Below are 14,239 nucleotides of genomic sequence, written 5' to 3' on the forward strand. Positions count from 1 at the left end.
GCCGCGAGTGAGATCCTGGGTCAGGTATGTCTACTTCCTTCGCCGACCTCCAGACCCTGCTGACCGAGGTCTCGCTGCGCGACGCGCACCGGCTCGGCCGCCGTCTCGAAGGCTCCCGCCGCATCCGCAAACCCGAGGCCCGGCAGGCCGTCCTGGACGAGATCGCCGCCGAGGCGGGGAAGGCCGCCGCCCGCATCGCGGAGCGCGCGGCCCGCGTGCCGGACGTCACGTACCCCGAGCAGCTCCCGGTCAGCCAGAAGAAGGACGAGATCGCGGAGGCGATACGCGACCACCAGGTCGTGATCGTCGCCGGTGAGACCGGGTCCGGCAAGACCACCCAGATCCCCAAGATCTGCCTGGAGCTGGGCCGGGGCGTGCGCGGCATGATCGGCCACACGCAGCCGCGGCGCATCGCCGCCCGCACGGTCGCCGAGCGGGTCGCGGAGGAGCTGAAAACGCCGCTGGGCGAGGCGGTCGGCTGGAAGGTCCGGTTCACCGACCAGGTGAACCAGGACGCCACCTTCGTCAAGCTGATGACCGACGGCATCCTGCTCGCCGAGATCCAGACGGACCGCGAGCTGCGCGCCTACGACACGATCATCATCGACGAGGCGCACGAGCGGTCGCTGAACATCGACTTTCTCCTCGGCTACCTCGCCCAGCTGCTCCCCCGGCGCCCCGACCTCAAGGTCGTGATCACCTCCGCGACCATCGACCCGGAGCGCTTCTCCCGCCACTTCGGCGACGCGCCGATCGTCGAGGTCTCCGGCCGTACGTATCCGGTCGAGGTGCGCTACCGCCCCCTCCTGGAGGAGGACTCCGAGGACTCCGACCGCGACCAGATCACCGCCATCTGCGACGCCGTGGACGAGCTCCAGGCGGAGGGCCCCGGCGACATCCTCGTCTTCCTCTCGGGCGAGCGCGAGATCCGCGACACGGCGGACGCCCTGGTCAAGAAGAAGCTCCGCAACACCGAGGTCCTCCCCCTCTACGCGCGCCTCTCGCACGCCGAGCAGCACCGCGTCTTCCAGCCGCACTCCGGGCGCCGCATCGTCCTCGCGACGAACGTCGCCGAGACGTCGCTGACGGTCCCCGGCATCAAGTACGTCATCGATCCGGGCACCGCCCGGATCTCCCGCTACAGCCACCGCACCAAGGTGCAGCGCCTGCCGATCGAGCCGGTCAGCCAGGCCAGCGCCAACCAGCGCAAGGGGCGCTGCGGCCGCACGTCGGACGGCATCTGCATCCGCCTGTACTCGGAGGACGACTTCCTCGCCCGCCCCGAGTTCACGGACGCCGAGATCCTGCGGACGAACCTGGCGTCGGTCATCCTCCAGATGACGGCGGCCGGGCTCGGCGACATCGAGAAGTTCCCCTTCATCGACCCGCCGGACCACCGCAACATCCGCGACGGCGTGCAGCTCCTCCAGGAGCTCGGCGCGATCGACCCGGCGCAGAAGGACCCGAAGAAGCGCCTCACGCAGGAGGGCCGCAAGCTGGCCCAGCTCCCGGTGGACCCGCGCCTGGCCCGCATGGTGCTGGAGGCCGACAAGAACGGCTGCGTCCGCGAGGTCATGGTCATCGCGGCCGCGCTGTCCATCCAGGACCCCCGCGAGCGGCCGGCGGAGAAGCAGGCGCAGGCCGACCAGCAGCACGCCCGGTTCAAGGACGAGACGTCCGACTTCCTCTCCTTCCTCAACCTCTGGCGCTACCTCCGCGAGCAGCAGAAGGAACTGTCGTCGTCCGCGTTCCGCCGGATGTGCAAGTCGGAGTACCTGAACTACCTGCGCATCCGGGAATGGCAGGACATCTACACACAGCTGCGCACGGTCGCCAAGCAGATGGGCCTGCACCTCGAGGAGTCCTCGGCTGACTGGTCCGCGCCCGAGGACCGGGTGCACGTGTCGCTGCTGGCGGGCCTGCTGTCCCACATCGGGATGAAGGACGTGAAGGACGCCGGGGGCGAGGGCGGGAGGAACACGGGCAAGAACGAGTACCTGGGCGCCCGCAACGCCAAGTTCGCGATCTTCCCCGGTTCGGCGCTGTTCAAGAAGCCCCCGCGGTTCGTGATGTCCGCCGAGCTCGTCGAGACCTCCCGCCTGTGGGCGCGGGTCAACGCGAAGATCGAGCCCGAGTGGATCGAACCGCTCGCCGGGCACCTGCTGAAGCGCACGTACTCCGAGCCGCACTGGGAGAAGGACCAGGCGGCCGTCATGGCGTACGAGAAGGTCACGCTGTACGGCGTGCCGATCGTCGCCCAGCGGAAGGTGAACTACGGGCGCATCGACCCCGAGGTCTCGCGCGAGCTGTTCATCCGCCACGCCCTGGTGGAGGGCGACTGGCGTACGCACCACAAGTTCTTCGCGGACAACCGCAAGCTGCTCACCGAGGTCGAGGAGCTGGAGCACCGGGCCCGTCGCCGGGACATCCTCGTGGACGACGAGACGCTGTTCGACTTCTACGACCAGCGGGTGCCCGAGCACGTCGTGTCGGGCGCGCACTTCGACTCGTGGTGGAAGCACAAGCGGCACGAGGCGCCCGACCTGCTCGACTTCGAGCGCGAGATGCTCATCAACGAGAAGGCGGGCGCGGTCACCAAGGCCGACTACCCCGACTCGTGGCGGCAGGGCGCGCTGAAGTTCCGGGTCACCTACCAGTTCGAGCCGGGCGCGGACGCGGACGGTGTCACCGTGCACATCCCGCTCCACGTGCTGAACCAGGTCACCGGCGAGGGCTTCGACTGGCAGATCCCGGGCCTGCGCGAGGAGGTCGTCACCGAGCTGATCCGCTCCCTGCCGAAGCCGATCCGCCGCAACTACGTCCCGGCGCCGAACTTCGCGAAGCGGTTCCTGGCGCAGGCGGTCCCCTTGCAGGAGCCGCTGGACGTGACGCTCGCCCGCGAGCTGCGGCGGATGGTCGGCGTCCCGGTCGACGCCGGCGACTTCGACTGGTCGAAGGTCCCCGACCACCTGCGCATCACCTTCCGGATCGTCGACGAGCGGCGCCGCAAGCTGGCCGAGGACAAGGACCTGGAGGCGCTGAAGCTCCAGCTGAAACCGAAGGCCCGTCAGGCGCTGTCCAAGGCGGCCGCGGCCGCCACGGCCGGTCCCTCCGGCTCGGGGCAGTCCCTGGAGCGCACGGGCCTGACGGACTGGACGATCGGCACCCTCGTACGGGTCTTCGAGACACGGCGGGCCGGCCAGCCGGTCAAGGCGTATCCGGCGCTGGTCGACCAGGGCGAGACCGTCGCCGTGCGGCTCTTCGACACGGAGGCCGAGCAGACCCAGGCGATGTGGCGCGGCACGCGGAAGCTGATCATGCTGAACATCCCGGTGAACCCGGCGAAGTTCGCGTCCGACAAGCTGACGAACCAGCAGAAGCTCGCCCTGTCCCGCAATCCGCACGGCTCGGTGCAGGCACTGTTCGAGGACTGCGCGACCGCCGCCGCGGACCGGCTGATCGCCGACCACGGCGGGCCGGCGTGGGACGAGGAGTCCTTCCGCAAGCTCTACGACCGGGTCCGCGCCGACCTCGTCGAACTGACGATCCGTACGGTGGACCAGGTGCAGCAGATCCTGGCCGCCTGGCAGTCCTGTGAGCGCCGCCTGAAGGCCACGAACAGCCTGACCCTGGTGAACAACGTCCAGGACGTGCGCGAGCAGCTCGCGGCGCTCATGCCGGCCGGCTTCGTCACCAGGACGGGGCTGCGGCGCCTGCCGGACCTGATGCGCTACCTCGTGGCGGTCGACCGGCGGCTGCAGCAGATGCCGACGGCGGTCCAGCGCGACACCACGCGCATGGAGAAGGTCCACGAGATGCAGGACGAGTACGCCTGGCTGCTGGAGCAGATGCCCAAGGGCCGGCCGGTCCCCCAGGAGGTCCTGGACATCCGCTGGATGATCGAGGAACTGCGCGTCAGCTACTTCGCCCACGCCCTGGGCACCGCCCACCCGGTCTCCGACAAGCGGATCCTGAAGGCGATCGACGCGGCCGTGCCGTAGGCGGTGGCAGGTGACGGCCCCGTCGCCTTGAGTGAGGTCGACCGGACCGTCTGACCTGCTGTACAGTTCTTCTCGCAGCCAAGCGCAGAATGCAAACCGGCTGCGACTCCTGGTCCTGTGGAGCAGTTTGGAGTGCTCGCCACCCTGTCAAGGTGGAGGCCGCGGGTTCAAATCCCGTCAGGACCGCATCGATCGAAGCCCGCATCCTCAAGGATGCGGGCTTCGCTGTCGTACGGGCGCCTCCGGGTGCCCGAGCCGCACCCGCAGGGGCCGGCGTACGGACCGAAAGGCCCGGATCCTCAGGGTCCGGGCCTTTCCGTCGTATTGACGGGCGCACCGGCCGGGGGTACCCAAGCAACAGGGGACGCGGGGACCCTTCTGCGGAGGTGGGGTGGATGGCGGCGGCAGCCACGGTCCGACCGGTCAGGCACGAGACACGCGCCCTGCTGCGCGCCCATCTGGCGGCCGCTTCCGGCTACCGCCACCTCACCCGGCACTGCGTCGTCTGCCATCGCCTCCTGCGGCTCGCCATGGAGCTCCCGGACCTCCCCGACCTCCCGGAGGCCCCGGAGGAGGGCGCCGAGGGGCCGGACGATCCGCCTTCCGCCATGTGACGCGAGTCACGAAAACAGTTTTTGAAGGTGCATAACTTAGCCCCTCCCTACAACGGACCAATTTAATATGTGCAATTGCACCGCTGCGGAGGGGCGCCGGACGGTTCCCGAGAACGGTGCCGCGCGGCCGTCCGGCGCCGGCCCGCCGCCGCCCCGCACGCCCCTGAGCTGCGCTCCCGGGACTTCCGCCCGGACATGAAAAGATCGCGCTGGACCCGGCGGAGTCCAGCGCGATCGATGACGAAGGCCCGTTGGGGCGGGCGCCCGTCGGTGGAGCTATGGGCGGGCGATCCGGGTTGGGGGACCCGGAAAAGCCCGGTTCATCGGGGTGTTCAGGCCTCGCTGCGCTGCTGCGGAATGCCCGCAAGCAGTGCGCGGACCTCAGCCTCGCGGTACCGACGGTGTCCACCCAGCGTGCGGATGGACGTGAGCTTGCCCGCCTTCGCCCAGCGGGTCACCGTCTTCGGGTCCACGCGGAACATCGTGGCAACCTCAGCGGGGGTCAGCAGCGGCTCGGCATCAGGGGTGCGAGCGGTCATGAGCGGCCTCCTCGGGAGAACCGAACCTTCTCGGTTCTTTCCTCTAAATTCTGCACCTTGACCCGCGTTGCCCGAAATGGCGGACGCGAGCCGAGTCGGTTATAGGACGAACGGCTTGTCCTCGGCACTACAACTACACCATCTGTCCAGCCACGTTCGGCCAAACCGACGGAATTGCCCTCTCAGGTGTTCATCAGCGGCGGAAGCCGATGGACCATGCCATAACGGACAGTCACGTCACAGTGACGATCAGTCACAGAGCGATCAGGAGCCACCAGACCCCCCATAGCGTGCAATGCTTAGCCTTCCGCCCATAGTTGGACGGAAGGAGCCCCTCCCGGACTCCTTGTCCTATTTTGGCATGAGGTTGGGTGATGGACGCAAGGGCCCGGTTAGTGCTGTCCATCACGCTTGACACAAAGGCCCGGATCGGGGTGCAGGTCCCGCCCGGCCGGGAGCGAGATCATCTCAGTTGGCGTACTGGAGGTTCCGCACCGCGCGCCACCGCTCCGTGAGCCGCTCGTACGCCGCGCCCGCGCCCTCGTCGTCGCCCGCCCGCAGCGCCTCGATCCCCTCCGCCACGTCCGCCGCCGACCGGTCCGCGGCGAGGTCGTCCGCGGACAGGGCGTACACCAGGCCGCCGTAGTCCAGCTCCACGAGCGAGCGCGGGTGGAACTCCTCCAGCCAGCGCCCCACGTCCACCAGACCCTCGGTGAGCGGACCCTCCTCCAGCGACTCCCGCAGGGCCTTCAGCGCCCGGGCCACCCGCCGCCGCGCCTGCACCATCGGCGTCCGGTAGCGCAGCACCGGCGCCTTGTCGGGGCCGTCGGCCGCGGCGTGCTCCCGCTCCTCGTCGGCGAAGAGCGCGAACCAGCGCACCGGCACCTGCCACACCGCCGTTCGGATCCACGGCCGGGCGTCCGGGTTCACCTCCCGCCACCGCTCGTGGTCCGCCTCGGCCTGCTCCCGCACCACGGGTGGCAGCGCCGCGTCCAGCACGGCCGGCGGCAGCAGCTCCGGCAGCTCCCGCAGGGCCAGCCAGCCGCGCAGCCGCGTGCGCCACGGGCACACGCACACCACGCCGTCCACCTCCGTCACGAAGGCGTCCCCGCTCTCGTGCACCGGCACCGGCACCGGCGGCGTCCCCACCAGGCCCGCCAGCGAGCGGCGCAGCTCGTCCTGCGCGGTCGGGGCGTCGCCGCGGCGCGCGTAGCGGGCCCAGTGGGCGCGCTCGGGCTCCGGGAAGGCCGCCAGCGGCTCGTACACACGCAGGTAGGACGCGTACGGGACGGGGGCCGTGAAATCCGCAGGCATGTCGCAAATCCTTCCACGCCCGTACTCCGGGAGGGGGTGATCCTCCGCACTGTCTCCCGGCTACGCGCAGGTAGGACTTACTCTCATGCCGTCAAGGTCCTCCCCCACCCGCAGGGGGGCCTCACCGCCGCTTCGTACTTGGGAGTCACCACCGTGACCGATGTGACCGACGGCGTCCTGCACACCCTGTTCCAGTCGGAGCAGGGGGGCCACGAACAAGTCGTGCTCTGCCAGGACCGCGCCACCGGCCTGAAGGCCGTCATCGCCATCCACTCGACCGCCCTGGGCCCGGCCCTCGGCGGCACCCGTTTCTACCCGTACGCCTCCGAGGCCGAGGCCGTCGCCGACGCGCTGAACCTCTCCCGGGGGATGTCGTACAAGAACGCCATGGCCGGCCTGGAGCACGGCGGGGGCAAGGCCGTGATCATCGGCGACCCGGAGAAGATCAAGACCGAGCAGCTGCTGCTGGCCTACGGCCGGTTCGTCGCCTCGCTCGGCGGGCGGTACGTGACGGCCTGCGACGTCGGCACCTACGTCGCCGACATGGACGTCGTCGCCCGGGAGTGCCGCTGGACCACCGGCCGCTCGCCCGAGAACGGCGGCGCCGGCGACTCCTCGGTCCTCACCGCGTACGGCGTCTTCCAGGGCATGCGCGCCTCGGCCCAGCACCTGTGGGGCGACCCGACGCTGCGCGGCCGGAAGGTCGGCGTCGCCGGTGTCGGCAAGGTGGGCCACTACCTGGTGGAGCACCTGCTCACCGATGGCGCCGAGGTCGTCATCACGGACGTCCGGGAGGAGTCGGTGCGCCGGATCACCGACAAGTTCCCGCAGGTCAAGGTGGTCGCGGACACCGACGCGCTGGTCCGCACCGAGGGCCTGGACGTCTACGCGCCGTGTGCCCTCGGCGGTGCGCTGAACGACGACACCGTGCCCGCCCTGACGGCGAAGGTGGTGTGCGGCGCGGCCAACAACCAGCTCGCGCACCCGGGTGTCGAGAAGGACCTCGCCGACCGCGGGATCCTCTACGCGCCCGACTACGTCGTCAACGCGGGCGGTGTCATCCAGGTCGCCGACGAGCTGCACGGCTTCGACTTCGACCGGTGCAAGGCGAAGGCCACCAAGATCTTCGACACCACGCTGGCCATATTCGCACGTGCGAAGGAAGACGGCATTCCGCCGGCCGCCGCGGCCGACCGGATCGCCGAGCAGCGGATGGCCGAGGCCCGTCGGCGGTGACCCCGCCCGGCCCCGCGGGGGCGACGCGCGGTTGACAGGGGGCGCCCGTCGGCGGGGGGTGAGTCTTCGCCGAGAGAGAGAAGACTCACGCCGGTCGGCGGGTCGCCCCGCGAGAAGAGGTTAAAATCGCAGCTGACCAGCGAGGACAGGGCACCTCGTCGGTCCGGCTCCGAGGCACGTCATGCGGGCGGCGTACCGTATGGCGGCGGAAGCAGGTACCGTTGAAGCCCTACGGGCCGGTCTCTCCACGGGGAGTCCGTTCCGCATCATGAACGCGTGTCAAGACTCTGGGGCCGTCGAGCCCCGTCACCGAGGGGGTCGAGCCATGGGGCGCGGCCGGGCCAAGGCCAAGCAGACGAAGGTCGCCCGCCAGCTGAAGTACAACAGCGGTGGGACGGACCTCGCACGCCTGGCCAGCGAGCTGGGCGCTTCGACTTCGAGTCAGCCACCGAACGGCGAGCCGTTCGAGGATGACGACGAGGAAGACGACCCGTACGCCCGCTACGCGGAGTTGTACAACGACGACGAGGACGAGGACGAAGAGTCCGGTCCGTCGTCTCAGCGTCGCGGCGCTTGACGCCTGCACTCTTCCGACCCGGTCCGGGGCCCTGCCCCGGACCGGGTTCTGTGCTGCTCAGACGGCGTAGTCGTTCACCAGCTCGGCACCGGTGGTGTGCTCACCGCGCTCGGTGATCTCACCGGCGACCCAGGCGTCCACCCCGCGGTCGGCCAGGGTGGTCAGCGCCACGTCGACCGACGCGGCGGGGACCACGGCCATCATGCCGACACCCATGTTGAGGGTCTTCTCCAGCTCCAGCCGCTCCACCCGGCCGGCCGTGCCGACCAGGTCGAAGACGGCGCCGGGCGCCCAGGTCGAGCGGTCGACCGTGGCGTGCAGACCGTCCGGGATCACCCGGGCCAGGTTCGCGGCCAGGCCGCCGCCGGTGATGTGGCTGAACGCGTGCACCTCGGTGGTCCGGGTGAGCGCGAGGCAGTCCAGGGAGTAGATCTTGGTGGGCTCCAGCAGCTCCTCGCCGAGCGTCCGGCCGAACTCCTCGACCTGCTGGTCCAGGCTCATGCCCGCGCGGTCGAACAGCACGTGGCGTACGAGCGAGTACCCGTTGGAGTGAAGGCCGGAGGACGCCATGGCGATCACCGCGTCACCCGTACGGATGCGATCGGCGCCCAGCAGCCGGTCCGCCTCCACCACACCCGTACCGGCGCCGGCGACGTCGAAGTCGTCGGGGCCCAGCAGGCCGGGGTGCTCGGCGGTCTCGCCGCCGACCAGGGCGCAGCCGGCGAGGACGCAGCCCTCGGCGATGCCCTTGACGATCGCGGCGACCCGCTCGGGGTGGACCTTGCCGACGCAGATGTAGTCGGTCATGAACAGCGGCTCGGCGCCGCAGACGACGATGTCGTCCATGACCATGGCGACCAGGTCGTGGCCGATGGTGTCGTACACGCCCATCTGGCGGGCGATGTCGACCTTCGTGCCGACGCCGTCGGTGGCGGAGGCCAGGAGCGGCCGCTCGTAGCGCTTGAGGGCGGAGGCGTCGAAGAGGCCGGCGAAGCCGCCCAGGCCGCCGAGGACCTCGGGGCGCTGCGTCTTCTTCACCCACTCCTTCATCAGCTCGACGGCGCGGTCGCCCGCTTCGATGTCGACGCCCGCGGCTGCGTAGCTGGCACCGGTGGTCTCAGTCTCAGACATGACTGTGAGAGCTTTCGTGTCGTACTGCAGGGATTGCGGGGGTCCTACGGGCGGCGCAGCGCGTCGGCCGCGGCAGTGGCGGCGGGTCCGGCGGCCAGCTCGGTCTCCAGCAGCTGCTTGCCGAGCAGCTCCGGGTCCGGCAGCTCCATCGGGTACTCGCCGTCGAAGCAGGCGCGGCAGAGCTTCTGCTTGTCGATGGTCGTGGCCTCGATCATGCCGTCGAGGGAGATGTACGAGAGGGAGTCGGCGCCCAGCGACTTGCCGATCTCCTCGACCGACATGCCGTTGGCGATCAGCTCGGCGCGGGTGGCGAAGTCGATGCCGAAGAAGCACGGCCACTTCACCGGCGGGGACGAGATCCGGATGTGGACCTCGGCGGCGCCGGCCTCGCGGAGCATCCGGACGAGCGCGCGCTGGGTGTTGCCGCGGACGATCGAGTCGTCCACGACCACCAGGCGCTTGCCCTTGATGACTTCCTTCAGCGGGTTCAGCTTCAGGCGGATGCCGAGCTGGCGGATGGTCTGCGACGGCTGGATGAAGGTCCGGCCCACGTACGCGTTCTTGACCAGTCCGGCGCCGAAGGGGATGCCGCTGGCCTCCGCGTACCCGATCGCGGCGGGGGTGCCGGATTCCGGCGTCGCTATGACCAGGTCGGCGTCGACCGGGGCTTCCTTGGCCAGTTTCCGGCCCATCTCCACGCGGGAGAGGTACACGTTCCGGCCGGCGATGTCGGTGTCGGGGCGCGCCAGGTAGACGTACTCGAAGACACAGCCCTTGGGCTTCGCTTCCGCGAATCGCGAGGTGCGGATGCCGTTCTCGTCGATCGCGATCAGCTCGCCCGGCTCGACCTCGCGGACGTAGGCGGCACCGCAGATGTCGAGGGCGGCGGACTCCGAGGCGACGACCCAGCCGCGCTCCAGGCGGCCCAGCACCAGCGGGCGGATGCCCTGCGGGTCGCGGGCGGCGTAGAGGGTGTGCTCGTCCATGAAGACCAGCGAGAAGGCGCCCTGGACCTCGGGGAGGACCTTGGCGGCCGCTTCCTCGATGGTCAGCGGCTTGCCGTCGTCGTCGACCTGGCCCGCGAGGAGCGCGGTGACGAGGTCGGTGTCGTTGGTGGCCGCCACCTGCGTGGCGCGGCCGTCCTTCTTCGGGAGGTCGGCGACCATCCCGGCGAGCTGGGCCGTGTTGACCAGGTTGCCGTTGTGGCCGAGCGCGATGGAGCCGTGGGCGGTGGCCCGGAAGGTCGGCTGCGCGTTCTCCCACACGGAGGCGCCGGTGGTCGAGTAGCGGGCGTGACCGACCGCGATGTGACCCTGGAGGGAACCGAGCGAAGTCTCGTCGAAGACCTGGGAAACGAGGCCCATGTCCTTGAAGACGAGGATCTGGGAGCCGTTGCTGACCGCGATTCCCGCGGATTCCTGGCCCCGATGCTGGAGGGCGTAGAGCCCGAAGTACGTGAGCTTTGCGACCTCTTCACCCGGAGCCCAGACACCGAAGACGCCGCAAGCGTCCTGGGGGCCCTTCTCGCCGGGAAGCAGATCGTGATTGAGTCGACCGTCACCACGTGGCACGCCACCGAGTGTAGGCGAGGTCGACCACTGGTCCGAATTGGCTACGGACCGCCGGGCGGCCGCGGACGCGCCTCACGTCCTCGGCCGCCTCGCTGACCAGGGGGCTTTGTCGCACGACGAGGTGTACGGGGTGTGACGGACCTCGCAGTGGCCCCCGATGTTACTTGTCGGTCGCGGTCCCGGCCCCGGGGACTTTCCCCTCGTCGGAGGCGGTGGCCGCGAAGCCCGCCCCGTCCGCGCCGGTCAGGGTGAGACTACCGTCCGTGATCTTGTACGTGGTCCTGCCCTTCATCGCCTTGAGCAGGGCGCGCTCCACGTCCATCCCGGGGCCGGGGCACAGCTTGCGGGTGGAGGCGACCGGGCCGAAGGTGATCGCCGGGCCCTCGGCGGTGGCCTTGGCGCTGAAGCTGTTGCAGCCGAGGTTGCCGCGGGCCGAACCGTCCTTGCCGAAGACGACGTACGCCTTGCCCTGCGCCGCGGCGGGCAGCGACGAGGCCGTCCGGTCCGAGATGAGCGACTCGACCGTCCACTTCGTGCCCACCAGGGGCGCGTCGGGCCGTTCGGTGAGCCGTACGGAGTCGCCGTCGGCGGTCGTGAGCGTGAGCGTGCCGTCCGCGAGCTCGGCCCGGACCTTGCCCTTCAGGGCGTCCTTCAGGGCGTTCTCGAAGCTCTGGACCGGCTTCTCGCAGGCCATCTCCGTCGTCACGGCCCGGCCGAAGGTGATGGTGTCGCCCTCGACGGTCGTGTCGGCGCCGAAGTGGTTGCAGCCGAGGTTGCCCCCGGCCCGCCCCTTGCTGTCGATCGACAGGTGCGCGTCGGCCGGTGCCGCGGTCTTCTTGCCGTCGACGGTGACGCTGTCCACGCTCCAGCGGACTCCGGCGACCGGCAGGTCCGGACGTACGGTGCCGCCGTCGCCCGCGCCGGGCCCCGGGCTGGTGCCGCAGGCGGAGAGGGCGAGGAACGCCACGAGAGCGGCGGACGCGGTCAGGTGGTGCTTGTGCATGGTCGGCATGCCCATGAGACGGCTCGTCCCGGGGCTCGGTTCCCTCGGTGCTTCCCCGGTCAGCCCAGGACGGGCAGCAGGGTCGACAGGTCCGCGCGCTCGCCGCCGGCGGAGACCGCGGCCGTGGCGAGCGCGTCCTGCCAGGACGTACGGCCCGTGGCGAGGCGGATCCAGGTCAGCGGGTCGGTCTCGACGACGTTCGGCGGGGTGCCGCGGGTGTGCCGGGGCCCCTCGACGCACTGCACGACCGCGTACGGCGGCACCCGGACCTCCACCGAACCGCCCGGCGCCTTCACCGCGAGGGCGTCGGCGAGCAGCCGCGTGCAGGCGGCCAGCGCCTGCCGGTCGTACGGGACGGCGAGCCCGGTCGCGTGGTGCAGGTCGTCGGTGTGGACGACCAGTTCGACCGTGCGGGTCACCAGGAAGTCCCCGAGCCGGGCGCCGCCGAAGCGGGTGGTGATCAGCCGGTCGTCGGAGGCCGACTCCAGGGCGTCGGCCAGTGCCCGCCCGGTCTCCTCGTACAGCGCGGCGAGCGCCGGCAGGTCCTCCGCGTCCGCCTCGGCGATCTCGCGGGTGTCGTGGTCGACGTCCCCGGCGTACTTCCGGGTCGCGAGCGGCCAGTCGAGCAGCTCCAGGTCCCGGGAGGCGGGCTCCGGGGCGGCCACGCCGCGGATGACGGAGCGCAGCGCCATGGTGATGTGGGCCGCCAGTTCCCGGACCGTCCACTCCCCGAGCCGGGTCGGCAGCGCCAGCTGCTCGGGCGTCAGGGCCAGGACCGCCTCCCGGGCGTGCCCGAACTGGGCGAGCACGGCGGCGCGGGTCTTCACGGGGTCGTACTTCCGGGTGCGCTTCCTGGCCGGTGGCATGGACCGAAGGGTAGCCCCCCACCGCATGGCAGGGAACGGGGTCCGGGAGGACGATGGAAGAGGGCGGCAGACGACGGGTACGAAAGGCGGGAAAGACCATGAGCCAGCACCCGGACAGCGCCCTGGTCCGCCGGGGGTACGACGCCTTCGCCAAGGGCGACATGGAAGCCCTGGGCTCCCTGATGGTGTCGGACTGCGTCTACCACGCGCCGGGATCGAGCCGGATCTCCGGCCACTACAAGGGCCGTGACAACGTCCTCGCCCTGTTCGGCGAGCTCTTCCGGCTGACCGGCGGCTCCCTGCGCGTCGACCTCCACCACGTCTCGGTGGACGGCCGCGGGCACGCCATGACCTCCCACAAGTGGTTCGCCGAACGCGGCGACCGCGGCATCGAGATGCGGGGCGGGCTGTTCTTCACGATCGTGGGCGGGAAGATCTCCGACATCGACGAGTGCGTCGAGGACATCGACGAGGCGGACGCCTTCTGGGGCCAGGCTTAGGAAGACTCCGCACCGGCCGGTGCCGCCCCGCCGACCGGTCCGGCGGCGGGCGTCTGCGCCGTGAACGTCTCGCCGCCCGCCGGGACGCCGACCCCCCGCCAGGTGAACGGCACGCCCCGCGCCACCGCCGGGTCCGGGCCGTCCATCAGCTGGAAGTGCAGGTGCGGCTCGGTGGAGTTGCCGGAGTTCCCGCAGCGGGCGACCGGCTGCCCGGCCACGACCCGGTCCCCCGGGCGGACGGCCAGCGAACCGCGCCGGAGGTGGGCGTAGAGCGCGTACGTACCGCCGCCGAGGTCCAGCACGAGGTGGTTGCCCGTGATCCGGCGCCAGCCGCCCAGCGAGCGGAACACGCCCTCGACGACCACCAGGTAGAGCAGGCCGGGCAGGGAGGTGCGGCTGAGGTGGTCGCGCTGGCCGTCCTCGGCGCGCACGACCGTCCCGTCGGCGACCGCGAGCAGGGGTGCGCCGAAGGCGGGGAAGGCCGCGGCGGGGCGGGCGGGCGGCCACAGCAGGACGCCTCGCGGGCGGGGCCGCTCCTCGGACTCGGCCACGATGTCGATGGCGTACGTCTGGCCGAGCGCGTGCGTCCCGTGGCTCGGCGCCTTGTCCGCCGGGCTGTTCTGCGCGGTCCAGGTGCCGCTCACGGGCGGGCCCACCTCCACCGCCTCCGGGGCCGCGGCCATGATGCCGCGGTGCTCGGTGCGGTGGAGGACCACGCGGAGGGAGACGGCGGCCACCAGGGGCAGCCAGCCGGCCCAGTACGGGTAGGGCAGGTCGACGAGCGGCGAGGCGAGGGCCTGGACGACGAAGACGAGCCAGAGCAGCCGCACGAGAAGCGCGGCAAACGTGCGGACGGACATGGTCGTTCCCCCTGGATGTGTGTACGG

At 70.8% G+C, this 14,239-nt stretch carries 12 protein-coding genes and 1 tRNA gene; 6 read left to right on the forward strand and 7 right to left on the reverse strand.

Going from position 1 to position 14,239, the window contains the following annotated elements; genetic code table 11:
• Positions 1-26: 26 nt before the first annotated feature.
• From hrpA to ACIA79_RS21925, 3 genes are all read left to right on the forward strand, one after another.
• On the forward strand, positions 27-4,001 hold the full coding sequence (gene hrpA, locus ACIA79_RS21915) for an ATP-dependent RNA helicase HrpA (protein ID WP_399430025.1): 3,975 nt from the start codon (positions 27-29) through the stop codon (positions 3,999-4,001).
• Positions 4,002-4,112: 111 nt separating this feature from the next.
• Positions 4,113-4,187 (forward strand) — tRNA-Asp (locus tag ACIA79_RS21920).
• Between the two features lie 209 nt (positions 4,188-4,396).
• On the forward strand, positions 4,397-4,615 hold the full coding sequence (locus ACIA79_RS21925) for a DUF6274 family protein (protein ID WP_399430026.1): 219 nt from the start codon (positions 4,397-4,399) through the stop codon (positions 4,613-4,615).
• A 332-nt stretch (positions 4,616-4,947) separates the two neighbouring features.
• Here ACIA79_RS21925 and bldC read toward each other — a convergent pair whose 3' ends face one another.
• Together bldC and ACIA79_RS21935 are read right to left on the reverse strand one after the other, a co-directional pair.
• Positions 4,948-5,154: a developmental transcriptional regulator BldC gene (gene bldC, locus ACIA79_RS21930; protein ID WP_003949541.1), complete on the reverse strand. Its 207-nt coding sequence runs from the start codon at positions 5,152-5,154 to the stop codon at positions 4,948-4,950.
• Between the two features lie 468 nt (positions 5,155-5,622).
• The gene (locus tag ACIA79_RS21935) at positions 5,623-6,468 is read right to left on the reverse strand and encodes a hypothetical protein (protein ID WP_399430027.1); all 846 of its coding nucleotides are present in this window, start codon (positions 6,466-6,468) and stop codon (positions 5,623-5,625) included.
• Positions 6,469-6,621: 153 nt separating this feature from the next.
• On the opposite strand from ACIA79_RS21935, the gene ACIA79_RS21940 reads away from it, so the two are divergent.
• Positions 6,622-7,704 carry a Leu/Phe/Val dehydrogenase gene (locus tag ACIA79_RS21940; RefSeq protein ID WP_399430028.1) on the forward strand — a complete coding sequence of 361 codons (1,083 nt, stop codon included), beginning with the start codon at positions 6,622-6,624 and terminating at the stop codon, positions 7,702-7,704.
• Positions 7,705-8,029: 325 nt separating this feature from the next.
• Positions 8,030-8,281, forward strand: a complete 252-nt coding sequence (locus tag ACIA79_RS21945; protein WP_031071635.1) for a DUF3073 domain-containing protein — start codon at positions 8,030-8,032, stop codon at positions 8,279-8,281.
• 57 nt (positions 8,282-8,338) lie between these two features.
• Here the strand turns inward: ACIA79_RS21945 and purM are convergent, their stop codons facing one another.
• The 4 genes from purM to ACIA79_RS21965 all read right to left on the reverse strand — a co-directional run bounded on the left by purM (position 8,339) and on the right by ACIA79_RS21965 (position 12,852).
• A complete protein-coding gene (gene purM / locus ACIA79_RS21950; RefSeq protein ID WP_399430029.1) occupies positions 8,339-9,412 on the reverse strand; it encodes a phosphoribosylformylglycinamidine cyclo-ligase in 1,074 nt (357 codons plus the stop codon).
• A 44-nt stretch (positions 9,413-9,456) separates the two neighbouring features.
• On the reverse strand, positions 9,457-10,983 hold the full coding sequence (gene purF / locus ACIA79_RS21955; protein ID WP_399430030.1) for an amidophosphoribosyltransferase: 1,527 nt from the start codon (positions 10,981-10,983) through the stop codon (positions 9,457-9,459).
• Between the two features lie 160 nt (positions 10,984-11,143).
• Complete coding sequence (locus ACIA79_RS21960) at positions 11,144-11,995, reverse strand: META domain-containing protein (RefSeq protein WP_399430031.1); 852 nt, start codon at positions 11,993-11,995, stop codon at positions 11,144-11,146.
• 50 nt (positions 11,996-12,045) lie between these two features.
• Entirely contained in the window at positions 12,046-12,852 is an 807-nt protein-coding gene (locus tag ACIA79_RS21965; protein ID WP_399430032.1) for a sterol carrier family protein, read from the reverse strand.
• A gap of 98 nt (positions 12,853-12,950) precedes the next feature.
• On the opposite strand from ACIA79_RS21965, the gene ACIA79_RS21970 reads away from it, so the two are divergent.
• Positions 12,951-13,352, forward strand: a complete 402-nt coding sequence (locus ACIA79_RS21970) for a nuclear transport factor 2 family protein (RefSeq protein ID WP_399430033.1) — start codon at positions 12,951-12,953, stop codon at positions 13,350-13,352.
• Here the strand turns inward: ACIA79_RS21970 and ACIA79_RS21975 are convergent.
• Positions 13,349-14,212 carry a M23 family metallopeptidase gene (locus tag ACIA79_RS21975; RefSeq protein ID WP_399430034.1) on the reverse strand — a complete coding sequence of 288 codons (864 nt, stop codon included), beginning with the start codon at positions 14,210-14,212 and terminating at the stop codon, positions 13,349-13,351. The two genes, ACIA79_RS21970 and ACIA79_RS21975, sit on opposite strands and share 4 nt — an antisense overlap.
• Positions 14,213-14,239: the final 27 nt, after the last annotated feature.

Source organism: Streptomyces sp. NPDC051310 (assembly GCF_044455245.1).
Classification (GTDB): domain Bacteria; phylum Actinomycetota; class Actinomycetes; order Streptomycetales; family Streptomycetaceae; genus Streptomyces.